This is a genomic window from Glaciimonas sp. OK215 (assembly GCF_057787885.1).
The window spans coordinates 4,622,704-4,645,950 of the sequence record NZ_CM173544.1; the positions used below are offsets into that span (position 1 = coordinate 4,622,704).

The window sequence follows — 23,247 nt, forward strand, 5'->3', positions numbered from 1 at the left end:
TTTACCCATTCACAGGAAGTAAAATGCGGAGCTTCATACGCCAATCCGCGGCCGCGTTCAAGTTGCGTGTCTGCCGCTGCCGTTGCAATTGCGATGCGTTCTTGCGTCAACTCGGGCAGACCTTCGCCCATTCCACGCATGCGAAATTCGGCCGGCCCGGAATGGCGGATTACGCGATACTCCTTCATACTGAGCGATCTTGCAGCTGCCTGACCCTGCCCCACTCATACCTTTTTTCAGCCTATGCCTCGTTTCTACGTCTCCACCCCGCTTGAAATTGGTGCCACCCTGGCGCTGCCGGAACCGGTCGCGCATCACATCCAGGTGCTGCGTCTGGCGCTCGGTTCGCCCATTACATTATTTAACGGTGCGGGTGGCGAGTACACCTCCACCATCGCCAGTATCGAAAAAAAACGCGTCAGCGTCGACATCAAAACCTTCTCGCCGCGCGAAGTTGAATTGCCGTACGTCATCACGCTGGCACAAGCGTTGCCGGAAGCGTCAAAGCTCGACTGGATCATCGAAAAAGCGGTTGAACTGGGTGCCGCGGCGATTCAGCCTCTATCTGCGCAACGCTGCGTGGTGCGACTGACGGCTGACCGGGTCGAGAAGAAGCAGGCGCATTGGCAGGCGGTGATTGTTTCCGCAGCCGAACAAAGCGGGCGCAATCGATTACCTCATCTGGCGCCACTCACCTCGCTCAATGAATGGCTGGGTCAACAGGATTTACATAAACGGATTCTGTTATCGCCCCGTGGTGAAGAGTCGTTATCGGACTGGGCTCGCCATCAGCCACCGCAATCGGTGGCATTGCTGATCGGCCCGGAAGGCGGCTTTACCGAGACCGAGGAAAATACGGCCTGTGCACAAGGCGCTTTGATGCTGTCCATGGGAGCCCGGATTTTGCGTACCGAAACGGCTGGCCTGGCGGCGCTGGCAGCGCTGAATGCGATCTGGGGCGAGATGTAAAGGCTATGGGGGGCAAGCTCTTGATTTCGCAGCATATGCTTTCAATATGACAACTACTCAAACCCATTTCGGCGTTGTAAGATGACGCCGTTGGTTGTAGCGCACGGCGAGGCTTGCATCACCTTTCAACCCGCCTCAACTTGTTGTTCACTTTTTACTCAGGAGAAAATGATGGGGCTATTAGACGGCTTGCTTGGCGCAATCGGTGGTGCCCAAGGGCAAGCAACGCAAACGAACGATCCTAAGGCGATGCTGATCCAGGCGGCGCTGAGCATGCTCACCAATCAATCAGGTACCGGCGGTTTGGGTGGCTTGCTGAGTCAATTCCAGAATGCCGGACTCTCTGATGTGGTGAATTCATGGGTCGGCAACGGCGAGAATCAGCCGGTATCGGCTGATCAAGTGCAACAGGCATTGGGTGGTGGCCACCTCGAACAACTGGCACAGGCAGCCGGCCTGTCCCAAGACGAAGCCGCCGGTCATTTATCAGAAATCCTTCCCGAGTTAATTAACAAGCTGACACCAAATGGCCAGGTTCCGGCAGCTGGTGGCGGCTTGGGAGATCTGGCAGGCATGCTGGGCAGCTTGCTGAGCGGCAACAAAAACACCTGAAACCGCTAAGCGGTCAGCGGATTCAGATGAACTTTCTGCAAAAATCGCCCCGAGGGGCGATTTTTTTATCTGTTTTGCTGCGTTTCCAGGCCGATACTGAAGAAGATCCGTCAACCATTCGAATGCAAGGCGCGGCTTGAGCCTCGAAAGCATTTATAATCCATGGTTTTGCAACACCTATCCCGGTCACTTCCATGAAGGTATTTCGCGGACTTCCCAATGCTGAATCGCGTGCACCCTGCGCGTTAACTATCGGCAACTTTGACGGCGTACATCGCGGCCATCAGGTATTGCTCGCGCACGTGCGCAAAGCCGCCACGGATTTGGCGCTGGATGCCGCAGTCATGACATTCGAGCCACATCCGCGCGAATTTTTCGCGCAGCTGTCGAACCATCCGGTCAACTTGCCAACCCGCGTCGCCAATTTGCGCGACAAGTTGCAATCGCTGGAGCAAGCCGGTATCGACCGCGTCATCGTCGAACATTTCAACGCCCATTTTTCCTCCCTCTCGCCGCAAGACTTTATCGAAAAAGTACTGGTGCAAGGCTTGCACGTCAGATGGCTGATGGTTGGTGAAGATTTTTGCTTTGGCGCCCGCCGTGCCGGCAATATCGTGACACTGATCGAAGCTGGTAAAAAACATGGTTTCCAGGTTGAAACCTTGCGCAACGTAATGAATGATGGCACGCGTGTCTCATCGTCTGCGGTACGGGCGGCGCTGGCAGCCGGCGACTTCGCTCAAGCGCGTACCTTGCTCGGCCATCCATATTCGATATCCGGACACGTTGTTCACGGGAAAAAGCTGGGGCGGGCGATCGGTTTTCCGACCTTGAATTTGCGTGTCCACCATAAACAACCTGCACTGTCCGGCATCTTCGTGGTGCGCGTACACGGTCTGACGGAACAGCCGCTACCGGCCGTGGCCAGCATCGGCACCCGCCCCACTGTCGACAAAAGCGGGCGAGTACTGCTGGAAGCCTTTATCCTCGACTACAGCGGAGACTGTTACGGCAAGTTGGTGACGGTTGAGTTTTTGCACAAACTGCGCGATGAAGAGAAGTACGTCGATCTACCGACCTTGACGGTAGCGATCGAGCGCGATGTCGAGAATGCGCGCGACTATTTCCGCCAGCAGGATAGCGCCGCGATTTCTGCGACCGACCGAATTTGACGCAGTCCGCTTGCAAGCCGCCTCGCTTCGATTTCCCGCGTCCGGCAGACTCATATTGGTGCCATTGCTGTAGTCTCACAGACCACCACTTTGCCGCAGACGTCCACTGAATTCCATTGAAGAAAAATTATGTCCGACCAGCCAACTCAAACACCTAAGCCAGACAGCAATAAGGCCGCAAAAGCAGCCAAACCGCAAAGCAAGTATCCGGTCAACATGACCGAAACCGCTTTCCCGATGCGCGGCGACCTTGCCAAGCGCGAACCGCAATGGGTTAAGCAGTGGCAAGAAAAAAAGGTCTACGAGCGGATTCGCAAGGCTTCCCAAGCGCGCCCGAAATTTATCCTGCATGACGGCCCGCCGTATGCCAACGGCGAAATCCATCTTGGTCACGCAGTTAACAAAATCCTCAAAGACATGATCGTCAAAGCCCGCAATATGGCTGGCTTTGACGCGCACTACGTGCCGGGCTGGGACTGCCATGGCATGCCGATTGAAATCCAGATCGAAAAGAAATACGGCAAGAATTTGCCGGTCGCGGAAGTGCAAGCGAAAGCACGCGCGTACGCCAACGAACAGATCGACTTGCAACGCAAAGACTTCATCCGGCTCGGCGTGTTGGGCGAGTGGGACAATCCGTACAAGACGATGAACTTCAGCAACGAAGCCGATGAGTTGCGCGCGCTCGGCACGATACTGGAAAAGGGTTACGTATATCGCGGCCTGAAGCCGGTCAACTGGTGTTTCGACTGCGGCTCGGCGCTGGCTGAAGCGGAAGTCGAATACCAGGACAAGCGCGATCCATCGATTGACGTCGGGTTCCCGTTTGCCGAACCGGAAAAACTGGCTGCCGCGTTCGGCCTGGCGAAATTGCCGACCGATAAGGGTTATGTCGTCATCTGGACCACCACGCCATGGACCATCCCGTCCAACCAGGCGCTTAACGTCCATCCGGAGCTGGAGTACGCACTGGTGCAAACCACGCGTAACGGCGAACCGTTATTGCTGCTCCTGGCGCACGATCTGGTCGCTGCGTGTCTGCAACGTTACGGTCTTGAAGGCAGCGTCATCGCCACCTGTCACGGCGCAGCGCTGTCCCTGATCAATTTCAGGCATCCGCTGGCCAGCGCAGATCCCGGCTACGACCGTTTGTCGCCGGTTTACCTGGGCGATTACGTCACCACCGATAGCGGTACCGGTATCGTTCACTCGGCGCCTGCCTACGGTATCGAAGACTTTATTTCATGTAAAGCGCATGGCCTGAAGGACGACGACATCATCAGCCCGGTAATGGGCGATGGGCGCTATGCGTCATCGTTGCCATTGTTCAGTGGCATGACGATCTGGGAAGCGTCGAAGCCGATCTGCAGCAAACTGGAAGAAGTCGGCTCGCTGTTCAAACTGGAGATGTCCGATCACAGCTACATGCATTGCTGGCGGCATAAAACGCCGATCATCTACCGCGCAACGTCGCAGTGGTTTGCCAGCATGGATAACACGCCAGAAGATGGCGGAGACAGCTTGCGCAAGACGGCAATTCAAGCGATTGAAGACACCTCCTTTTTCCCGGCATGGGGCAAGGCGCGCCTGCACGGCATGATCGCCAATCGCCCCGACTGGACGCTGTCACGCCAACGTCAATGGGGCGTGCCGATGGCCTTCTTCGTCCATAAGGAAACCGGCGAACTGCATCCGCGCACCGCCGAACTGCTGGAACAAATTGCGCAGCGTATCGAAAAAAGCGGTATCGAAGCGTGGCAAGCACTCGACCCGAAAGAGCTGCTCGGCGATGAAGCTGACCTGTACCTGAAAAACCGGGACACGCTGGACGTCTGGTTTGACTCCGGCCTGACGCATCAAACCGTATTGCGTGGATCGCATAAATTGCAATCGCAATTCCCGGCGGATCTGTATCTGGAAGGTTCGGACCAGCATCGCGGCTGGTTCCACTCTTCGTTGCTGACCTCGTCGATGCTGAATGGCCGTGCGCCCTACAAAGCATTGCTGACACACGGCTTTGTGGTCGACGGCGAAGGCAAGAAGATGTCGAAGTCGCTCAAGAACGGCATCGAGCCACAGAAAGTATCGGACACACTTGGCGCCGAAATCCTGCGCCTGTGGGTGGCGTCCAGCGATTATTCCGGCGAAATCACGATCTCCGACGAGATCCTGAAACGCGTGACTGAATCCTATCGCCGCATCCGTAACACACTGCGTTTCCTGCTGGCCAACACGTCCGATTTCAATCCATTGACCGATGCTCAGCCAATCGCCGGGTTGCTGGAAATCGACCGCTACGCGATCGCCAGCATGACCCAATTGCAGGCCGACATTCTGCAACATTACGAAGACTACGAGTTCCATCCGGTCATCTCGAAATTACAGATGTATTGTTCGGAAGATCTGGGTGGCTTCTACCTCGACATCCTGAAAGATCGCCTGTACACCGGTGGCGTCACCTCGCAGGCACGACGCTCAGCGCAAACTGCAATCTGGCATATCACGCAAGCCTTGCTGCGCCTGATTGCACCAACCCTGTCATTTACCGCCGAAGAAGCCTGGTCGTTCTTTGCCAGCAAAGATGCTTACGCTGAAAGCGACGAAACGATATTCACGCAGACCTATTACACGCTGCCGGTGATTGACGACGCCGCGGCATTGATCGAAAAGTTCAGCGCACTGCGTACTTTGCGTGCCGACGTCACCAAACAACTCGAAGAAGTGCGCGCTGCCGGCGGCATCGGTTCATCGCTGCAAGCGGAAGTAGAGCTGAAGGTCAGCGCCGGCAAGTATGCGTTGTTGAACAGTCTTGGCGACGATCTGAAATTTGTCCTGATCACCTCGGCAGCAACCGTCACCGAAGTCGCATCGGAAGCTGAAGAAGCAATTCTGGTGACGCCATCGACACAACAGAAATGCGAGCGCTGCTGGCACTATCGTGCCGATGTCGGTAGCCATGCCGAGCACGCGGGTCTGTGCGGCCGTTGCGTTTCCAACCTGTTCGGCAGCGGTGAAGAACGTCATTTCGCCTAGTCTGCCCCTGCGGCCTGAAGTCAGCCCACAGGGCTCTCAGGTCGCCACCACTCTCGCTTGCTGAAACCCACATCTATGGCCACTAAAAAACGTTCTTCCGCATCCTCCTCCAAATTAAGCGCCGGCCTGCTGCCCTGGATGGGCATCGCAGCTATCGTGATTCTGATCGACCAATTGTCCAAGGTCACCATCACGCGCATGTTCAGTTATGGCGAATCGCGTGCGGTCACCAGTTTCTTCAATCTGGTATTGGTGTACAACCCGGGCGCCGCATTCAGTTTCCTCGGCTCTGCTTCCGGCTGGCAGCGCTATCTGTTCACTGCAGTTGGCATCGCGGCCGCGATCTTCATTACGTTCCTTCTGAAGCGCCACGCCGGTCAGCGCATGTTTTGTACATCGCTGTCACTGATACTCGGTGGCGCGCTCGGCAACGTCACTGACCGTATCGCCTATGGTCATGTGATCGATTTTCTGGATATTTACATTGGCCGCTGGCATTGGCCCGCATTCAATATCGCCGATAGCGCGATTTGCATAGGCGCGGTATTGTTCGTCATAGATGAGTTGCGTCGCGTGAATAAATAGGCGAATTGCAGCAAATGGTTTCAGACTGTTTTATCCCGGGAGTAATGATGGATCTCGCTGGTAAAAAAATCGTACTCGGCCTGACCGGAGGCATTGCCTGCTACAAGGCGGCCGAATTCACACGCGCATTAATCAAGGCAGGCGCATCGGTACAAGTCGTCATGACCCAGGGCGCACTGCAATTCATTACGCCGGTAACGATGCAGGGCTTGTCGGGACAACCGGTATTTACCGATCAGTGGGACGCGCGCATCGGCAATAACATGCCGCACATCGACCTGACGCGCGACGCCGATGCAATCGTGATTGCGCCCTGCTCCGCTGACTTTATGGCGAAGCTGGCGCATGGCGTGTGCGATGACTTGCTCTCGACTCTGTGCGTGGCGCGACAAGCAACTTTGCGATTATTGGTGGCACCGGCGATGAACGTCGAGATGTGGCAAAACCCGGCGACGCAACGCAATGCCAGGCAGTTGCTCGCGGATGGTATCCAGTTGCTCGGCCCCGCTGCGGGCGAACAAGCCTGTGGTGAATTCGGTCTGGGCCGGATCCTCGAAGCCGACCAATTGCTGGAAGAAGTCGTCGCCTTCTTTCAACCCAAAGCGCTAAAAGGAAAACGCCTGCTGCTCACCGCCGGCCCGACGTTTGAAGCGATTGATCCGGTGCGCGGCATTACCAATCTTTCGTCCGGAAAAATGGGCTATGCGATTGCCCGCGCCGCGCGTGAAGCCGGTGCCGAAGTCATGCTGATCTCCGGCCCAACCGCACTACCGACGCCATACGGCGTGCAACGCATTGACGTCCTCAGCGCCCAGCAAATGCACGATGCTGTGCTGTCGCACGTCGCCCGCCAGGATATTTTTGTGGCGGTCGCAGCGGTCGCGGATTGGTATGTCGCCAATGCCAGCGACCAAAAACTGAAAAAAAATCCCGATGGCAGCACCCCGGAACTGGTGTTCGCGCAAAATCCGGATATTCTCGCGACAGTCGCCGCACTGCCTTTGCCACAGCGACCTTACTGTGTCGGCTTTGCCGCAGAATCTGAAAATCTGCTGCAATTTGCCGAAACAAAACGCAAAAAGAAAAATGTGCCGCTATTGGTTGGGAATATCGGCCACGATACATTTGGCAAAGACGAGAACCAACTCGTACTATTCGACGTCCAAGGTCATACCAGTTTGCCTCGCGCCAACAAGCTGCAACTGGCACGTCAGCTAATTGCGGAAATTGCGGTACGCCTCGCTTGAATCGCCACCTTCCCGCTGCCATCGCTGAATGGCCGTTTGGACGGCGATTTCAGCCACCTTTCTCAACAGATAATGAGCCGATAGATTTATTACATGAAAACAATAGACGTAAAAATTCTCGATCCACGCATGCAGGATCAATTGCCGGCTTACGCAACCGAAGGTAGTGCCGGCCTGGATTTGCGTGCCTGCCTCGATGCACCACTGACCATCAAGCCGGGCGAAACGCATTTGATCCCGACCGGCCTGGCGGTTCACATCGGCGATCCGGCATATGCCGCAATGATCTTGCCGCGTAGCGGTCTGGGCCATAAACATGGCATCGTTCTAGGCAATCTGGTCGGGTTGATCGACTCGGATTATCAGGGCCAGCTGATGGTTTCGACCTGGAATCGTGGCGCGGCTGAATTCGTTCTACATCCAATGGAACGTCTGGCGCAACTCATCGTAGTACCGGTAATGCGTGTCGGTTTTAACGTCGTGGCAGAATTCGACAGCAGCGAACGTGGCGCCGGCGGCTTCGGTAGCACCGGGAAACACTGATGGAGAAATCTATGAAGGCAACCAGCTATGGCAAATGGTTTGAAATGAAGCGCTATGCTGTGGCGTTACCACTCGTCTTGCTGACCGCCTGCGCAACACAACAGCCAAACGGTGTCGCAACAGCGCCGCCAACCACTGGCAAAACGCAACCAGCACCGCAGCCGACATCGCGTCCAATCAAGGCGCCGACAACTCCGCAACAAACAGAACTTCGCGCACTGGTGACGCAGCAGGACCGCCTGTACGCTGTAGCAGCGCCATTGTTGGTAAATAACGCAGTGCTTTGCCGCAACAATGCGCGCAACCTGCTCGGCTTTACTGCAAAAACAAAATATTCTTATTCAACCGAATTCGTTGAAGCGGCACAAGCTTCTTTAGGCCTGACCGACCAACTGCAGGTGACTGGCGTATTGGCTGGTAGCGGTGCGGCACAGGCTGGCGTCAAACCTGGCGATCTACTCACCGCAATTCAAGGCAAACCGGTCCCCCAAGGCCCGAATGCCGAACGAGAAGCGGCATTGATGCTTGGACCATTGGTCAGTCGGCGCACTACGATTGATCTGGGATTGACGCGGAATGGGCAAGACGTCAGCCTCAGCGTACCGCTGACCCGGGCCTGCGCCTTTGGCATCGAATTAGGCAATACCGATAACGTCAACAGTTATGCCGATGGACGCCGTGTCCTGATTACATCAGGGCTGTTGAAATTCGCCCAGACTGATGACGAACTCGCGTATGTCATCGCCCGCGAAATGGCGCATAACTCGTTGATGCACGTGGTGAAACAACGCATGACCGCCACCATGAGCGGGATTATCGACAACCTGATACGTCTGCGCCCCGATACCGGTTCGCTATCAGGCAGTGCCGGCGTCAAACCGTATACCCAGCAACTTGATGTCGCCGCGGACAAACTTGCACTGTACATGGTGGCGCGCGCTGGCTATCACGTCGATAATGCAGCGGCGTTCTGGCAACGCCTGGCATCGCAATATCCAGGCAGCGTACCAAACGGCCATACCGCGATCCATCCCGCCACTGCTGCGCGTATGGCAATCATCCAGAAAACCATCTCGGATATCGATGCCAAGCAAGCTGTTGGTACGTCTCTGATTCCTTGATGTCCGACCGCATCGCGCACCGGCCATCTGGTGCGCTGGATTCGCCATAGTCCCGTCGCTAAAGCATTGCTGATATATTTCCAGATCTGTTAAAAAGCCCGAATCACGGACGTGAACTCGGGCTTTTTCATTCGGCAACGGCGGTCTGGATACTATCTCACCACCACTATTCAACCTCAACCGTTTCTTGGGGCGTTGCCGGCTTGGCGGAGTTCTTTGCCGGAAATTCCAGTTTGATCTGATCTTTCTCGTCCAGATCAACCGTAACCCGGCCACCGGCAACCAGCTTGCCAAACAACAGTTCATCGGCCAGCGCCTTACGTATCATGTCCTGAATCAAACGTGACATCGGTCGTGCGCCCATCAGCGGATCAAAACCTTTCCGCGCCAGGAATTTACGCAAATTCTCGGAGAAGACTGCTTCCACCTTCTTCTCGTGCAATTGCTCTTCCAGTTGCATCAGGAATTTATCGACCACGCGCAGGATGACTTCCTCATCCAGAGCGCGGAAGCTGATGATCGAGTCAATGCGGTTACGGAACTCTGGCGTGAACATCCGCTTGATATCCGCCATCTCATCGCCGGCTTCCTTCTTCTCGGTGAAACCGATGGTACGCTTCTGCAGACTCTCTGCACCAGCATTGGTGGTCATAATAATGATCACATTGCGGAAGTCCGCCTTGCGTCCATTGTTATCGGTCAGCGTGCCGTGATCCATCACCTGCAACAGAATATTGAAAATGTCCGGATGGGCTTTTTCGACTTCGTCGAGCAGCAGCACCGCGTGCGGTTTCTTGGTCACAGCCTCGGTCAACAAGCCACCCTGGTCGAACCCGACATAACCCGGTGGCGCACCAATCAGACGACTGACCGCGTGACGCTCCATGTATTCCGACATATCGAAACGAATCAGCTCGATACCCAGGATGAAGGCCAGTTGCTTCGCCACTTCGGTTTTGCCTACCCCGGTCGGGCCAGAGAACAAGAACGAGCCAATTGGCCGGTCGGTCTTGCCGAGGCCGGCACGCGCCATCTTGATCGCTGATGCCAACGCATCAATTGCGGGATCCTGACCGAACACCACATTTCGCAAATCACGGTCTATGGTCTTCAGCTTGCTGCGATCATCCTGATTGACTGTTTGCGGCGGAATCCGAGCGATCTTCGAAATGATGTCTTCAATCTCGGTTTTGCCGATGGTTTTCTTTTGCTTCGACTTCGGCAACACGCGTTGCGCCGCACCCGCTTCGTCAATCACGTCGATGGCCTTGTCCGGCAAGTGACGATCATTGATAAAGCGCGCCGCCAACTCGGCTGCGGTAGTCAGCGCAATCGCCGAATACTTAACGCCATGATGCTCTTCAAAGCGGGATTTCAAGCCGCGTAAAATTTGTACGGTTTGTTCGACTGTCGGCTCGTTAACATCGATCTTCTGGAAACGACGTGAGAGCGCATGATCTTTCTCGAAGACGCCGCGGAATTCAGTGTAAGTGGTCGCACCGATACATTTCAGCTGGCCGCTGGAGAGCGCCGGTTTCAACAAATTCGATGCGTCCAGCGTACCGCCCGAGGCAGAACCGGCACCGATGATGGTGTGGATTTCATCGATAAACAAAATACCGTGTTCGCTGTCTTTCAACTGCTTGAGCACCGCTTTCAGACGCTGCTCGAAATCGCCACGATATTTAGTGCCGGCCAGCAACGCGCCCATATCCAGCGAGTAGACAATCGCATTGCTCAAAATTTCGGGGACATCGCCTTGTGTGATCCGCCATGCCAGGCCCTCGGCGATAGCCGTCTTGCCCACGCCGGCTTCACCGACCAGCAATGGATTGTTTTTGCGGCGACGGCACAAAGTCTGGATCACCCGCTCCACTTCAAACTCGCGACCTATCAGCGGATCGATCTTGCCTTCGGACGCCAGCTTGTTCAGGTTTTGCGTAAATTGGTCTAACGGACTTTCTTTTTGCTGACCTTCGGCCTGCACCTCTTCCACACCTTCCGAAGATTTCTGTACATCGCCGACCTGATCCTTGCGTACGCCGTGCGAAATGAAATTCACGACATCCAGGCGCGTCACGCCCTGCTGATGCAGATAATAAACGGCATGCGAATCTTTCTCGCCGAAGATGGCTACCAGCACGTTGGCACCAGTGACTTCCTTCTTGCCGTTGGAAGCCGACTGCACATGCATGATCGCGCGCTGGATGACGCGCTGAAAGCCCAGTGTCGGCTGCGTGTCGACTTCGCCCGAGCCCGGTACCGTGGGCGTGTTGTCACCGATGAAAATCGTCAACGTCTTGCGCAGATCTTCAATGTTGCCAGCACACGCGCGCAGCACTTCTGCCGCCGATGGGTTGTCCAGCAGCGCCAGCAGCAGATGCTCCACAGTGATGAACTCGTGTCGTGCTTGTCGGGCCTCAACAAAAGCCATGTGCAAACTTACTTCCAATTCCTGCGCAATCATGCTTCCTCCATCACGCATTGCAGGGGATGTCCTGCTTTTCGCGCGTGCGTTAATACTAAATCGACTTTTGTGGACGCGATATCTTTCGAGAACACACCACACATGCCTTTACCTTCGCGATGCACTTTGAGCATAATCTGCGTCGCAGTCTCGCGATCCTTGTTGAAGTATTCCTGAATCACAGCAACGACGAATTCCATCGGTGTGAAATCATCATTCAACAAAAATACCTGATACATAGGGGGCGGCTTGAGCTTTTGCTCCTGTCGCGTCGCTACCGTTCCATCTTCATGCTTGGTTACCATGCGTCTATTCTAAATCGTTCATACAGATGCGCAGCACAATCTCGCTGCGAGGCACTGAGCTAAATCCAAATTAATTTAATAGTACGCGCTTTCTCACTGCAATGCAGATGACGTTACAACGATAGAATTCAAGAGCGGTTTCTGGAAGAAAAACGTGACCGAAATCATCGGCTTGATTAGCGGCAACAAATTCACTTGACTTTTCTTTTTTTAACGAGAAGAATGACATTCATTGATGAGTACGTTTTACTTGTTAATAGAAGTGAGCAAGTTTTAGAAGGGGCAGCGTTACGCGAGGCTTCTTGCTTTTACGGCTCGTGTGATTAGTCATTATTTGAAAGACGCTATTTTATGGCAACAGGTACAGTCAAGTGGTTCAACGACTCTAAAGGCTTCGGCTTTATCACTCCAGATGATGGCGGTGAAGATTTGTTCGCACACTTTTCCGCAATCCAGATGAACGGCTTCAAGACCCTCAAAGAAGGTCAAAAAGTACAGTTCGAAGTCACGCAAGGCCCTAAAGGCAAGCAAGCTTCTAACATTCAAGCACCTTAATGAACCTAAGATGCTTTTTGTAAAAAGCCCCACTTCGGTGGGGTTTTTTTATGTGCTGACCGCGTAAATTACGCAAGCCCCGCAACAGGCAAAAAAAAGCCAGAACTAGGTTCCGGCCTTTTCATATTTCATATCGCTTTACTGATTTACATGTTCTCGATCAACACGTCGCCAAAGCCCGAGCACGAAACTTGTGTCGCGCCTTCCATCAGGCGGGCGAAGTCGTAAGTGACTTTTTTCGACGAAATCGATTTTTGCATCGATGCGATGATCAGGTCAGCGGCTTCCAGCCAGCCCATGTGACGCAACATCATTTCAGCCGACAGAATCAGCGACCCTGGGTTCACATAATCTTTGCCGGCATATTTTGGTGCGGTACCGTGGGTTGCTTCAAACATCGCAACGGAGTCCGACAAGTTAGCGCCCGGGGCAATACCGATACCGCCAACTTGCGCTGCCAGCGCGTCAGAAATATAGTCGCCGTTCAGGTTCAGCGTTGCAATCACACTGTACTCGTTTGGACGCAATAGAATCTGTTGCAGGAACGCATCAGCGATCGAATCCTTGACGATGATTTCGCGACCGGTCTTAGGGTTCTTGAATTTCGCCCATGGACCGCCATCAATCAACTCTGCACCGAATTCTTTTTGCGCCAATGCATATGCCCAATCACGGAAGCCACCTTCGGTGAACTTCATGATGTTGCCCTTGTGAACAATGGTCACGGAAGGCTTGTCATTGTCGATTGCGTATTGAATCGCCTTGCGCACCAGACGTTCGGTACCTTCACGCGATACTGGCTTGATGCCGATACCGGATGTTTCCGGGAAACGAATCTTCTTGACGCCCATTTCCTTGATCAGGAAATCGATCAGCTTCTTGGCGCCCTCGCTGCCTTCTTGCCATTCGATACCAGCGTAAATGTCTTCTGAGTTCTCACGGAAAATCACCATGTCAGTTTTTTCCGGCTCACGCACTGGCGATGGCACGCCTTTGAAATAACGCACTGGGCGCAGACAAACGTACAGATCGAGTTCCTGACGCAATGCCACGTTCAGCGAACGGATACCGCCGCCAACCGGGGTAGTCAACGGGCCTTTGATCGAAACGACGTAGTCCTTGATAGCAGCCAGGGTTTCTTCCGGCAGCCAGACATCAGGACCATAGACGTTGGTCGACTTTTCACCGGCATACACTTCCATCCAACTGATCTTGCGCTTGCCAGCGTAAGCTTTGGCAACCGCCGCATCCACGACCTTGATCATGACCGGGCTGATATCCACACCGGTGCCATCGCCTTCGATGTAAGGAATGATTGGGTTGTCTGGAACATTGATCGAATAATCGGCGTTAACGGTGATTTTTTTGCCTTCAGCAGGCACTTTGATATGTTGGGACATTCGGTATCTCCAGAGTTAAGGCGAAAAGGTCGGCTCGAATGCTTAGCTTTCACATTAAGCCTAGTCTTATATAAGACATAAGACAGTCATTTCGTATTATGCACTAGTATTTTACTAGGCGCTACATTTTTGCGACACTACGGCATGCCTCTCATCCTATTCAACAAACCTTTTCAGGTAATGTGCCAGTTCTCACCGCACCCGACACGCGAGACCCTGGCTGACTATCTCACCATCCCGAACATTTACCCGGCAGGACGGCTTGATGCCGACAGTGAGGGGTTACTATTGCTGACCGACGATGGCAAGCTACAACACAACATCAGTCATCCCGCCCTTAAGCAACCGAAAACTTACTTAACCCAAGTCGAAGGCATTCCTGACAAGGAAATGCTGAGTCAGTTGCGAAACGGACTTGATCTGGGCGACTTTGTGACACAACCATGTGAAGTGCGGAAAATTGAAGCACCGGGCTGGTTATGGCCGCGCACCCCGCCAATCCGCGAACGACTCGATAAGCCCACCAGTTGGTTGGCGCTGACCATCACCGAAGGCAAGAATCGACAAGTACGACGGATGACAGGAGCAGTTGGCTTGCCAACGCTACGCTTGGTCCGGATCGCCATCGGGAAAATTTCCTTGGAAAGTCATCCGCTTTGGCCTGGTGAGTTCAGCGAAATCGATCCATCTGAGCTGACTCGCCTGAAGAAAGACTAACTGGCTAAAGAATGTCGCTGTCGCTTTCTTCGCAGATGACGTGCGGCCAGCCTGCATGTTTATGAAAAACATTATTTTTTGCTTTTTTTCAAAAAAGCCTGTCAACCAGATGCCAACCTCACCGTTAATGTCAGTGATTCGAATGAATCATCGATGCACTTACATGATTAATAATCAAAAGGATTCTAAAATGTCTAAACTGATCGCTGTTTTGGTAGCTGGCCTGTTCGCAACTTCCGTTTTCGCTGCTGATGCTGCCGCTCCTGCTGCTGCTCCAGCTGCAGACGCTCCTGCTGCTGCAGCTCCAGCTCCTGCTAAAAAAGCAGTAAAGAAAGTAGCACACAAAAAAGCGCACAAAGCCAAAGCTAAAGCTGCTCCAGCTGACGCCGCGCCAGCTGCTGATGCTCCTGCTGCTCCTGCCAAGTAATTCAGGCATCAGCTTCAATAAAAAAGACAGGCGCTGCCTGTCTTTTTTATTGCCGCCAGTTTCTAGATACGAAAATGCAATCTTGCATCAATACCATTCTTTTCCGTATGGCTACCTCACCACCCTCTCGATGCAACCACTCTGTATAATCCTTTGAATCAAAAAAAGGACCCTATCAACATGAGTAGATATCGCGCACCTCTAGCCGTCACGGCATTCGTACTGGCAGTCCTAAGCGCCACTTTCGGTGTTATCCCAACTGTAGCTGCTCAGCAAAGTCAGCGCTTCCCAGTTATTTCACTAAATGCCGGCATACACCTGATCAACGCCGAAGTTGCTTCGAACGAAGCGCAGCGTGAACAGGGATTAATGTTCCGCAAACAGATGGCACCTAACGAAGGAATGGTGTTTGTATTTGACGCGCCGGCTGGCGTCTGCATGTGGATGAAGAACACGCTGATCCCGCTATCCGTTGCTTTTCTGGACAAAAAAGGCGCAATCATCAACATAGAAGAGATGAAGGCGCAGACCCTGGATTCACACTGCGCTGAAAAAGCTGCGTTCTATGCGCTGGAAATGAATCAAGGCTGGTTCAAGCAAAGACACCTCAAACCCGGTACGGTGATTGAAGGTTTGCCGCAACCATAGTCAGTGCTCAGGCCTATCGAGCTAGTCCGAATATGCGATATACGCTAGCCGACTTTATCCCAACGGGGGAGCCCAGTAGTTCGTATGCCACAGATTTGATCGGCCTGGGCCCGGCGAGGCTTCGCCCAACGGCCGCATGCTGCGCGAAGTGAAAATAAAAAGGAAAATCCCTGGATAACCGAAGTTATCCAGGGATTTCTTTGTATTCAGCAATAACCGCCAGACTAGCCGACGGTCTATATGCTTACGCTGCCAGTGCCTTCAGAGCTGCGTTCAGACGGCTCTTGTGACGTGCCGCTTTGTTCTTGTGAATGATTTTCTTGTCTGCAATACGGTCGATAGTCGACACGGAATTTTGCAGAACCAGAGTTGCAGCAGCTTTGTCGCCACCAGCAATTGCCTTACGAGCAGCTTTGATTGCTGTACGCAGAGTCGAGCGCTGGCTGGAATTATGCAGGTTTTGAGCGACTGCTTGACGAGCACGCTTACGTGCTTGTGCGGTATTTGCCATTTATATTTCCTAAAACGAGGTCGGGAATGCTTACGCGGCAAAACAAACCAGACCGCGACGCAGAATTCTGTAAAGCCACGGATTATAACCACATTTTTAGCAATGGGCAAATCAATCTTGACTGTCTCCGCATTTTGCGGTCGCCCGGCAACAAGCATAGCGCCCGATCGCAGAAAAATATCTTTCCATTAATTTCCCACAGGGATTGACGGCGCAGCTGGCCCCATCGGCCTAAGCCATTGCATATAGTCGATATACAGATACCGCCGCGACACACCAACCCGCAAGGCTTTGTGACAAAGCTGTGTGCCGGCAACATCAGCGGCTATAATGCCGCTCCATGAACTTGCATAAAACGCTTGCCACCGTCTCTGGCATGACGATGTTGTCGCGTGTGGCGGGCCTGATTCGCGAAATTTTATTTGCGTCTACTTTTGGCGCCTCAGCCTACACCGACGCATTTAATATCGCCTTCCGCATCCCTAATTTATTGCGTCGATTATTCGCAGAAGGTGCTTTTTCCCAAGCTTTTGTGCCAATTCTGGGCGAATACAAAAACAAGAAAGGTCAGGACGCGACCAAGCACCTGGTCGATCATGTTGCCACCGTCATGACGTGGGCGATGCTGTTTACCTGCATCATCGGCATCCTCGGATCACCGTTGCTCATTTATTTTATTGCAACCGGCCTGAAAAATGATCCGCACGCGTTCAATGCGTCGGTAGTGATGACACGCATCATGTTCCCGTATATCGGCTTCATGTCATTTGTGGCATTGGCGGGCGGCATTCTGAATACCTGGCACGAATTCAAAATCCCGGCGCTCACTTCCGTCCTGTTGAATCTGGCATTCATCGTCGCTTCGCTTTTCGTCGCGCCCTACATGGCACAGCCAGTCTACTCAATGGCTTTGGCGGTACTGGTCGGCGGCATATTGCAAGTGGCGATTCAAATCCCGGCGCTACGCAAAATCGGCATGCTTCCGCGCATTATGTTTAACCCCTTTGTCGGTCTGCGTGACAGCGGTGTGAGACGCGTACTCAAAAAAATGGGGCCTGCGGTCTTTGCTGTCTCCGCCGCCCAGATCAGTCTGATGATCAATACAAATATTGCATCACGCCTGCCACACGGTAGCGTCTCCTGGTTATCGTATGGCGATCGCCTGATGGAATTCCCGACAGCGCTGCTGGGCGTTGCACTCGGCACGATATTGCTGCCCAGCCTGTCCAAAGCCAACGCCGCCGCCGATCATGGCGAATACTCGTCGCTACTGGACTGGGGCTTACGACTGACCTTCCTGCTGGCGCTACCTTCTGCGGTCGGGCTTGCCACCCTATCCGTTCCGCTAACGGCGACGTTGTTTCATCACGGAAAATTCGACGCCATCTCGGTCGCCATGACCAGCAGAATTCTGATCGCTTATGGCGTCGGTTTGATTGGTCTGATTGTCGTCAAAATTCTGGCGCCCGGCTTTTACGCCAAACAAGATATCAAAACCCCCGTCAAAATTGCCATCGGGGTGTTGATTGCCACGCAGCTGATGAACTCTATTTTTGTCCCCATTTTTGCAGTTGCCGGGCTAGCGCTGTCAATCAGTATCGGCGCCTGCCTGAATGCCGGCCTGCTGCTGTGGAGCCTGCTCCGTCGTGGCATTTACAAACCGGAAAAAGGTTGGATTTTATATTTTATGCGCCTGCTTGGCGCGCTCCTTCTCATGGCCGCGGTCGCGCTATGGAGTGCGGCCCAATTCAACTGGGTCGGCCATACCAGTTCCATAGCACGCGTCGGCGCATTGCTGGTCGTCCTTGCAGCCTGCGGGGTCGCCTATTTCGGGGCATTGCTCGCAATGGGATTCCGCTTTCGCGATTTCAAACGGATCTCGCGCTGACCATTCAGCTAAACGACCTTGAACATATTTTGGTAGCATGGACACTATGAAGATCTCGTCCCTAGACTACTTTACGACGCTGGTACAACAGGCCAACGATGTGCCGCTATTTGAAGCGGCACTTGCGATCGCGCAAGATGCTTATCCAGAGCTGGACTTGACGGCAGCGCAAATCGAGTTGGACCAGTTTGCAAATATATTGCGGCAACGCATGCACTCCGACGCCTCACTGATCCAAAAGCTACAACTGCTGAATCATTTCTTTTTCCAAGAGTTGGGCTTCGCTAGCAACGTCAATAATTATTACGATCCGGACAATAGCTACCTGCAACGCGTTATTGCCTCACGGCGCGGAATTCCGATTTCCCTGGCTGTTGTATACATTGAATTGGCGCAGCAGGTCGGCTTGTCAGTGCGCGGCATTTCCTTCCCGGGGCATTTTTTGATGAAGTTAACGGTCCCGTCCGGCGATATCATCATTGACCCGCTGAATGGGGTCAGCCTGTCGTACGAACAGCTGGAAGAGCGACTGGAGCCGTATTTGCGACACGCGCCCAATCAGGGCCAAGAAAAGAAAATATCGCTACAGCCATATTTGCAAAATGCGCAACCGCACGAAATTTTGGTACGCATGTTGCGTAATCTGAAAATAATATTCATGCAGGGAGAGCAATGGGAGCGCCTGCTGATACTACAGCAGCGGTTGCTGATTCTATTACCGAATGACGCAGTTGAACTGCGCGATCGTGGCCTTGCGTTTGCGCACCTGGACTGTCCACAAGCGGCACTCGACGATATTGAAAACTATCTGATGCAACGACCGCATGCACAAGATGCGGCCGCGTTGCGCGAGCAGGCAAGTGAACTGCGAAAAGCCTGCAAGCGACTGAATTAATAAATTGCTTGGCTCAGAGTCAGCTTCAGCAGGCACACCTAAATCCAGGCATGCCCGTGTCTTCTGACTTAACCTTTGCTACGCGCGTCAATCACTTCCCACTTTTCCAGCGCATCCAGCAACAATCCATCGAGTTCGGCAAAACGCACATTCAAGCGTTTTACTTCATCCGGCTTCTTGACATACAACTCAGGATCAGCCAACTGCTCGGTAATGGTTTTTTGCTCAGCTTCCAACTTCGCAATCAGCACAGGCAACTCTTCCAGCTCGCGCTGCTCCTTGTAACTGAGCTTTTTCTGCTTAGGCGCCGGCGGCTGCGCGGTTTCGGCTTTAGGCTCAAGTTTCGCCTCTCCTTTCGCTTTGGCAGCCAACGTTGCCGGGCTAGGACGGACACGCTCCCAATCACTATAACCACCGACATATTCACGCCACAATCCGTCTCCTTCGGCGGCAATCACTTGCGTTACCACGTTGTCGAGGAAAGTCCGGTCATGGCTGACCAGGAACACTGTGCCCTTATAATCTTCCAGCAACTCTTCCAGCAATTCCAATGTGTCGATATCCAGATCATTGGTCGGCTCATCCAGCACAAGCACGTTGGCCGGCTTGGCAAACAGACGCGCCAGCAACAGCCGGTTGCGCTCGCCACCGGACAACGACTTAACTGGCGACCGTGCGCGTTCAGGCGCAAACAAGAAGTCATTCAGATACGTCATCACATGCTTGCGCTGACCATTGATCTCGACCCAGTCGCTACCCGGCGCGATGGTGTCTGCCAAACTGGCTTCATCGTTCAACTGCGCGCGCATCTGGTCGAAGTATGCGACCTGCAGCTTGGTCCCTTGCTTGACCGCGCCGCTGTCCGGTTGATCTTCACCCAGAATCAGCTTCAACAGCGTGGTCTTGCCAGCGCCGTTGTGTCCAATCAGACCAACCTTGTCACCGCGCAAAATGGTCGCAGTGAAATCACGTACGATCACTTTGTCACCAAAGGCTTTGTTGACATCGGTTAACTCGGCGACGATCTTGCCGGAGCGTTCGCCGGCCGACACATCCAGCTTGACCTGTCCTTGCTGATCACGTCGCGCGTTGCGATCCAGACGCAACGCTTCCAGACGCCGTACGCGGCCCTCGTCGCGTGTACGACGGGCTTGCACACCTTTGCGTATCCAGATTTCTTCTTGTGCCAGAAACTTGTCAAACTTGGCGTTTTCGACTTCTTCAATTTCCAGTTGCTCAGCCTTACGTACCTGATACGCTGTGAAATTGCCGGGAAAAGACAGAATCCGGCCCCGATCAAGTTCGATGATGCGCGTCGCCACGTTATCCAGAAAACTACGATCATGGGTAATGAACAGGACGCTGCCCTTGTAATCGCGCAACAATCCTTCAAGCCACATGATCGAGCTGAAATCCAGGTGGTTGGTCGGTTCATCGAGCAGCAATACATCCGGCGCACTTACCAGCGCACAGGCCAGGGCGACACGTTTTTGCATCCCGCCTGACAGCGTTCCCATCAACGAGTCTTTATTCAGGCTCAACCGGTCCAGCGTAGTCTCGACCTTGTTCGTCAGGCTCCAGGCGTCGGCGGCATCGAGCTTGCTCTGGATCTCATGCATGCGCTCCATGATGGCGTCGTCGTCATCGCCGCCAAACTGACCTGTCAGCGCGTCGTATTCGTTCAATAAAGCCTGCATCTCCCCCATTCCGGACGCCACCGCATCAAACACCGACATCTCAGGCACAAAATGCGGCTCCTGGTCAACATAAGCGATCTTGATGCCCTGTTGCATCACCATCAAACCATCGTCCAGCCTGGAAACCCCGGCGATGGTTTTTAGCAAGGATGACTTACCAGTGCCGTTACGACCGATCAGGCCGACCCGCTCACCCGTATCCAGAGAAAATTCAGCGCGATCCAGTAGCGCAACGTGACCGAACGCAAGCTGCGCATTGGTGATAGAAATGACTGCCATAGTAGAAAACCAGAAAAAAGAAAGTCTGCGGAAATCACTACGCAGCCAATTAAATGAATGAAGTGCGCATTGTACCGATAGCCGAGGCCATATCGCTATTAGTTGTGTACTTGACAGGTGCTTGTTGTTGCATATTACGGGTAGTCGGCCGCGTGTCGCTGTCGTTGGTCGCCCGTAGTTGAAATGAAAATCAACGCAATATGTATTAGATGGCGACTGTCGTCATTTGTATGCTCAGCCAAAAGCGGACATGCGGGTGGTTCAACGATTTCCGGCAGCTTGAGTAACGCCGCTTGAGTACACCCGGCCGGTGCCAGCGGGGCGGACAGAAAAGCCGGTTGGCGCGCAAGGGCTTCCGGGGGGGTGAACCAGGCAATGCTAGCGGCAGTGTGGTCGGCTAGCGCATCAACTTGCCATCCCGCCCTATGACGGTAATATCAACAAAACTCGACCCCACCCGGTTTTTCGGGTCGAAAGTCACCTGAAATCCGCCAGTATCAAAATTGAGGCTGACCAGAGCAGCCATCAAACCTTCGCGGCTGATCGTCTTGCTGCGCTTTAGACCTTCGACCAGTACCTTGGCGCCTAAAAATTCTTCAAAGCTGGTGTAGGACGGTTTTGCGTCTTTGGGACCGTACTGTTTCAGTAGCGCCTGATACTCCTTGACCACCGGTATGACGTCGGAAAAAGGATAAGGCACCACCTGGGTGATCGCGACACCGCGCACCATTTCAGCGCCACTGAGGCGCGCCAGCTCTTGCGCATTCACCACCGAAATATTGAACATCAGCGGGGATTTGCCGGTGGCATGGTATTGCTTGATAAATGCAGCAGAGGATTTATTGACCGAGATCAGGGCAATCGCTTGCGGGTCTGCTGCAGCAATGGTTTTCACGGCTTGCGCCACGTCATCCGTATTTTTCGGATAATTGCCAAGGGCAACGGCTTTCAGCCCTTGCTGTCTGAGCGCCGCTTCGATCCCGGCTAAACCGGCTTTGCCGAATGCGTCGTCTTGATACATCACCGCAATGCGTTTCATCCCGTTGCGCACGAAATAATCCACCATCACGCGAGTCTCGTCTGCATAGCCGGCGCGCAAATGGAATATGTAGGGATTAAACGGGGTGCGCAGGGTTTCGCTGCCGGTGTACGGTGCGATGAGCGTCACGTTGGCCTTGGCCAGCACGCCATCTTGCAGCAGCTTGCCTATATTGCCGGTGCCTGCGTAGCCAAATAAGGCGACTGCCTTGTCTGTATCTAGCAGCTCCTGGGTCAGCGCGACGGTTTTTTCGACCTGATACGCATCATCTTTCACCACATGCTTTATGCGCCGGCCTTTGATGCCGCCCTTCGCATTAATGTAGTCAAAATAAATCTGGCCGCCCAGCACCATCTCACGCCCGGTATCAGCGAGCACGCCGGAAAGCGGCGCTACTTGTCCAACCACAATATCCTGCGTCTGGGCGATGGCAGGACCCGAACCCAGCGCCGCAACCAGGGCTGTCATGGCGAAAAAAGAGCGCAGTGATGCAGTTTTTAATAAAGTCAGCAACATTCGATAGCCCGGACAGAGGTGATTGCGTTAAGAGAAGAGGATTTGTTACGTATTTTAACGTAAATACTAAATGTGCAACTGTTTGCCAAACAGACACTTTCGACATAGCACTTATATCCAACTCTTGATAAGTGCGGCCTAGGCCGTTTTTTTCGGAGAAATAATTACTCGCCCTTTTTCCGCGACATCTTCAGGCTTGAGGTTGGTATAACGTTTCAAGTTACACCAATCCTTATGCCCGGTCACAACCGCCACTTCGGGGATCTCCCATCCGGCCTCAAACAGTGCGCTCACGCAAAAATCGTCGCCAATTCGATGGCAGATGGCCGACGTTCGCGTTTTTTCCCCGGCCTCGACCAGATTAAATGTTTCAGCATTGGTCTTGCCTTCGCTACTGTATCCGGAATATTGGCATCCAGCATGCCGGCCATATGCCGCAAGACTGTGCCGAGTCTTGATAACTCCATGTCAACCGTGTAGCCACCGACGCCAGTACGGTAGTGCTCAATTAACAGTACCCGGCTCAGCTTTAACGCCGCAGAATTCCCTGAATCAATACTTATCTCGGTAGCGCGTGCCCATTTCTCCGTTTCTGCGCTTAGTTCTAAAGGTTTTTGCTAT

General features: G+C 53.5%; 21 protein-coding genes. 14 read left to right on the top strand and 7 right to left on the bottom strand.

Annotated elements, in window-relative coordinates; translation table 11 throughout:
* Positions 1-243 precede the first annotated feature (243 nt).
* The 8 genes from AC3CHX_RS21395 (at position 244) to AC3CHX_RS21430 (ending at position 9,282) form a co-directional block, all read left to right on the top strand.
* Positions 244-969 (top strand): 16S rRNA (uracil(1498)-N(3))-methyltransferase, encoded by a 726-nt coding sequence (locus tag AC3CHX_RS21395; RefSeq protein ID WP_488630012.1) that lies wholly within the window; start codon positions 244-246, stop codon positions 967-969.
* Between the two features lie 168 nt (positions 970-1,137).
* A complete protein-coding gene (locus AC3CHX_RS21400; RefSeq protein ID WP_488630013.1) occupies positions 1,138-1,581 on the top strand; it encodes a YidB family protein in 444 nt (147 codons plus the stop codon).
* Positions 1,582-1,775: 194 nt separating this feature from the next.
* A complete protein-coding gene (locus tag AC3CHX_RS21405; RefSeq protein ID WP_488630014.1) occupies positions 1,776-2,753 on the top strand; it encodes a bifunctional riboflavin kinase/FAD synthetase in 978 nt (325 codons plus the stop codon).
* Between the two features lie 129 nt (positions 2,754-2,882).
* Complete coding sequence (gene ileS / locus AC3CHX_RS21410; protein WP_488630015.1) at positions 2,883-5,786, top strand: isoleucine--tRNA ligase; 2,904 nt, start codon at positions 2,883-2,885, stop codon at positions 5,784-5,786.
* 75 nt (positions 5,787-5,861) lie between these two features.
* Complete coding sequence (lspA, locus tag AC3CHX_RS21415; RefSeq protein ID WP_488630016.1) at positions 5,862-6,371, top strand: signal peptidase II; 510 nt, start codon at positions 5,862-5,864, stop codon at positions 6,369-6,371.
* Positions 6,372-6,418: 47 nt separating this feature from the next.
* Entirely contained in the window at positions 6,419-7,618 is a 1,200-nt protein-coding gene (gene coaBC / locus AC3CHX_RS21420) for a bifunctional phosphopantothenoylcysteine decarboxylase/phosphopantothenate--cysteine ligase CoaBC (RefSeq protein ID WP_488644894.1), read from the top strand.
* A 93-nt stretch (positions 7,619-7,711) separates the two neighbouring features.
* Positions 7,712-8,161, top strand: a complete 450-nt coding sequence (dut, locus tag AC3CHX_RS21425) for a dUTP diphosphatase (RefSeq protein WP_488630017.1) — start codon at positions 7,712-7,714, stop codon at positions 8,159-8,161.
* An 11-nt stretch (positions 8,162-8,172) separates the two neighbouring features.
* Positions 8,173-9,282 carry a M48 family metalloprotease gene (locus AC3CHX_RS21430; RefSeq protein ID WP_488630018.1) on the top strand — a complete coding sequence of 370 codons (1,110 nt, stop codon included), beginning with the start codon at positions 8,173-8,175 and terminating at the stop codon, positions 9,280-9,282.
* A gap of 166 nt (positions 9,283-9,448) precedes the next feature.
* On the opposite strand, the gene clpA is transcribed toward AC3CHX_RS21430, so the two are convergent.
* Together clpA and clpS are read right to left on the bottom strand one after the other, a co-directional pair.
* On the bottom strand, positions 9,449-11,749 hold the full coding sequence (gene clpA, locus AC3CHX_RS21435) for an ATP-dependent Clp protease ATP-binding subunit ClpA (protein ID WP_488630019.1): 2,301 nt from the start codon (positions 11,747-11,749) through the stop codon (positions 9,449-9,451).
* The gene (gene clpS / locus AC3CHX_RS21440; protein WP_488630020.1) at positions 11,746-12,054 is read right to left on the bottom strand and encodes an ATP-dependent Clp protease adapter ClpS; all 309 of its coding nucleotides are present in this window, start codon (positions 12,052-12,054) and stop codon (positions 11,746-11,748) included. Before clpS ends, clpA begins: the two co-directional genes overlap by 4 nt.
* Positions 12,055-12,405: 351 nt before the next feature.
* Between clpS and cspE the strand changes: the two genes are divergently transcribed.
* Entirely contained in the window at positions 12,406-12,609 is a 204-nt protein-coding gene (gene cspE / locus AC3CHX_RS21445) for a transcription antiterminator/RNA stability regulator CspE (RefSeq protein WP_009665919.1), read from the top strand.
* Between the two features lie 146 nt (positions 12,610-12,755).
* On the opposite strand, the gene icd is transcribed toward cspE, so the two are convergent.
* On the bottom strand, positions 12,756-14,009 hold the full coding sequence (icd, locus tag AC3CHX_RS21450) for an NADP-dependent isocitrate dehydrogenase (RefSeq protein WP_488630021.1): 1,254 nt from the start codon (positions 14,007-14,009) through the stop codon (positions 12,756-12,758).
* Between the two features lie 144 nt (positions 14,010-14,153).
* Here icd and AC3CHX_RS21455 point away from each other — a divergent pair, with 144 nt between their 5' ends.
* From AC3CHX_RS21455 to AC3CHX_RS21465, 3 genes are all read left to right on the top strand, one after another.
* Positions 14,154-14,726: a pseudouridine synthase gene (locus AC3CHX_RS21455; RefSeq protein ID WP_488644895.1), complete on the top strand. Its 573-nt coding sequence runs from the start codon at positions 14,154-14,156 to the stop codon at positions 14,724-14,726.
* A 61-nt stretch (positions 14,727-14,787) separates the two neighbouring features.
* Positions 14,788-15,153, top strand: a complete 366-nt coding sequence (locus tag AC3CHX_RS21460) for a hypothetical protein (protein ID WP_488630022.1) — start codon at positions 14,788-14,790, stop codon at positions 15,151-15,153.
* Positions 15,154-15,333: 180 nt separating this feature from the next.
* Positions 15,334-15,801: a DUF192 domain-containing protein gene (locus AC3CHX_RS21465; RefSeq protein ID WP_488644896.1), complete on the top strand. Its 468-nt coding sequence runs from the start codon at positions 15,334-15,336 to the stop codon at positions 15,799-15,801.
* A gap of 244 nt (positions 15,802-16,045) precedes the next feature.
* Here the strand turns inward: AC3CHX_RS21465 and rpsT are convergent, their stop codons facing one another.
* Complete coding sequence (rpsT, locus tag AC3CHX_RS21470) at positions 16,046-16,312, bottom strand: 30S ribosomal protein S20 (protein WP_488630023.1); 267 nt, start codon at positions 16,310-16,312, stop codon at positions 16,046-16,048.
* A 340-nt stretch (positions 16,313-16,652) separates the two neighbouring features.
* Between rpsT and murJ the strand changes: the two genes are divergently transcribed.
* Together murJ and AC3CHX_RS21480 are read left to right on the top strand one after the other, a co-directional pair.
* The gene (murJ, locus tag AC3CHX_RS21475; RefSeq protein WP_488630024.1) at positions 16,653-18,200 is read left to right on the top strand and encodes a murein biosynthesis integral membrane protein MurJ; all 1,548 of its coding nucleotides are present in this window, start codon (positions 16,653-16,655) and stop codon (positions 18,198-18,200) included.
* A 46-nt stretch (positions 18,201-18,246) separates the two neighbouring features.
* Positions 18,247-19,095 carry a SirB1 family protein gene (locus AC3CHX_RS21480; protein WP_488630025.1) on the top strand — a complete coding sequence of 283 codons (849 nt, stop codon included), beginning with the start codon at positions 18,247-18,249 and terminating at the stop codon, positions 19,093-19,095.
* Positions 19,096-19,163: 68 nt separating this feature from the next.
* On the opposite strand, the gene AC3CHX_RS21485 is transcribed toward AC3CHX_RS21480, so the two are convergent.
* The 3 genes from AC3CHX_RS21485 to AC3CHX_RS21495 form a co-directional block, all read right to left on the bottom strand.
* On the bottom strand, positions 19,164-21,071 hold the full coding sequence (locus AC3CHX_RS21485) for an ATP-binding cassette domain-containing protein (protein ID WP_488630026.1): 1,908 nt from the start codon (positions 21,069-21,071) through the stop codon (positions 19,164-19,166).
* A 397-nt stretch (positions 21,072-21,468) separates the two neighbouring features.
* Entirely contained in the window at positions 21,469-22,626 is a 1,158-nt protein-coding gene (locus tag AC3CHX_RS21490) for an ABC transporter substrate-binding protein (RefSeq protein WP_488630027.1), read from the bottom strand.
* Positions 22,627-22,764: 138 nt separating this feature from the next.
* Complete coding sequence (locus AC3CHX_RS21495; RefSeq protein ID WP_488630028.1) at positions 22,765-22,920, bottom strand: hypothetical protein; 156 nt, start codon at positions 22,918-22,920, stop codon at positions 22,765-22,767.
* Positions 22,921-23,247: the final 327 nt, after the last annotated feature.

Bases quoted from the DNA above. Each gene is read 5' to 3' on its own strand.
- AC3CHX_RS21395 (WP_488630012.1), top strand. From the start codon at position 244: ATGCCTCGTTTCTACGTCTCCACCCCGCTTGAAATTGGTGCCACCCTG.
- AC3CHX_RS21400 (WP_488630013.1), top strand. From the start codon at position 1,138: ATGATGGGGCTATTAGACGGCTTGCTTGGCGCAATCGGTGGTGCCCAA.
- AC3CHX_RS21405 (WP_488630014.1), top strand. From the start codon at position 1,776: ATGAAGGTATTTCGCGGACTTCCCAATGCTGAATCGCGTGCACCCTGC.
- ileS (WP_488630015.1), top strand. From the start codon at position 2,883: ATGTCCGACCAGCCAACTCAAACACCTAAGCCAGACAGCAATAAGGCC.
- lspA (WP_488630016.1), top strand. From the start codon at position 5,862: ATGGCCACTAAAAAACGTTCTTCCGCATCCTCCTCCAAATTAAGCGCC.
- coaBC (WP_488644894.1), top strand. From the start codon at position 6,419: ATGGATCTCGCTGGTAAAAAAATCGTACTCGGCCTGACCGGAGGCATT.
- dut (WP_488630017.1), top strand. From the start codon at position 7,712: ATGAAAACAATAGACGTAAAAATTCTCGATCCACGCATGCAGGATCAA.
- AC3CHX_RS21430 (WP_488630018.1), top strand. From the start codon at position 8,173: ATGAAGGCAACCAGCTATGGCAAATGGTTTGAAATGAAGCGCTATGCT.
- clpA (WP_488630019.1), bottom strand. From the start codon at position 11,749: ATGATTGCGCAGGAATTGGAAGTAAGTTTGCACATGGCTTTTGTTGAG.
- clpS (WP_488630020.1), bottom strand. From the start codon at position 12,054: ATGGTAACCAAGCATGAAGATGGAACGGTAGCGACGCGACAGGAGCAA.
- cspE (WP_009665919.1), top strand. From the start codon at position 12,406: ATGGCAACAGGTACAGTCAAGTGGTTCAACGACTCTAAAGGCTTCGGC.
- icd (WP_488630021.1), bottom strand. From the start codon at position 14,009: ATGTCCCAACATATCAAAGTGCCTGCTGAAGGCAAAAAAATCACCGTT.
- AC3CHX_RS21455 (WP_488644895.1), top strand. From the start codon at position 14,154: ATGCCTCTCATCCTATTCAACAAACCTTTTCAGGTAATGTGCCAGTTC.
- AC3CHX_RS21460 (WP_488630022.1), top strand. From the start codon at position 14,788: ATGAAAAACATTATTTTTTGCTTTTTTTCAAAAAAGCCTGTCAACCAG.
- AC3CHX_RS21465 (WP_488644896.1), top strand. From the start codon at position 15,334: ATGAGTAGATATCGCGCACCTCTAGCCGTCACGGCATTCGTACTGGCA.
- rpsT (WP_488630023.1), bottom strand. From the start codon at position 16,312: ATGGCAAATACCGCACAAGCACGTAAGCGTGCTCGTCAAGCAGTCGCT.
- murJ (WP_488630024.1), top strand. From the start codon at position 16,653: ATGAACTTGCATAAAACGCTTGCCACCGTCTCTGGCATGACGATGTTG.
- AC3CHX_RS21480 (WP_488630025.1), top strand. From the start codon at position 18,247: ATGAAGATCTCGTCCCTAGACTACTTTACGACGCTGGTACAACAGGCC.
- AC3CHX_RS21485 (WP_488630026.1), bottom strand. From the start codon at position 21,071: ATGGCAGTCATTTCTATCACCAATGCGCAGCTTGCGTTCGGTCACGTT.
- AC3CHX_RS21490 (WP_488630027.1), bottom strand. From the start codon at position 22,626: ATGTTGCTGACTTTATTAAAAACTGCATCACTGCGCTCTTTTTTCGCC.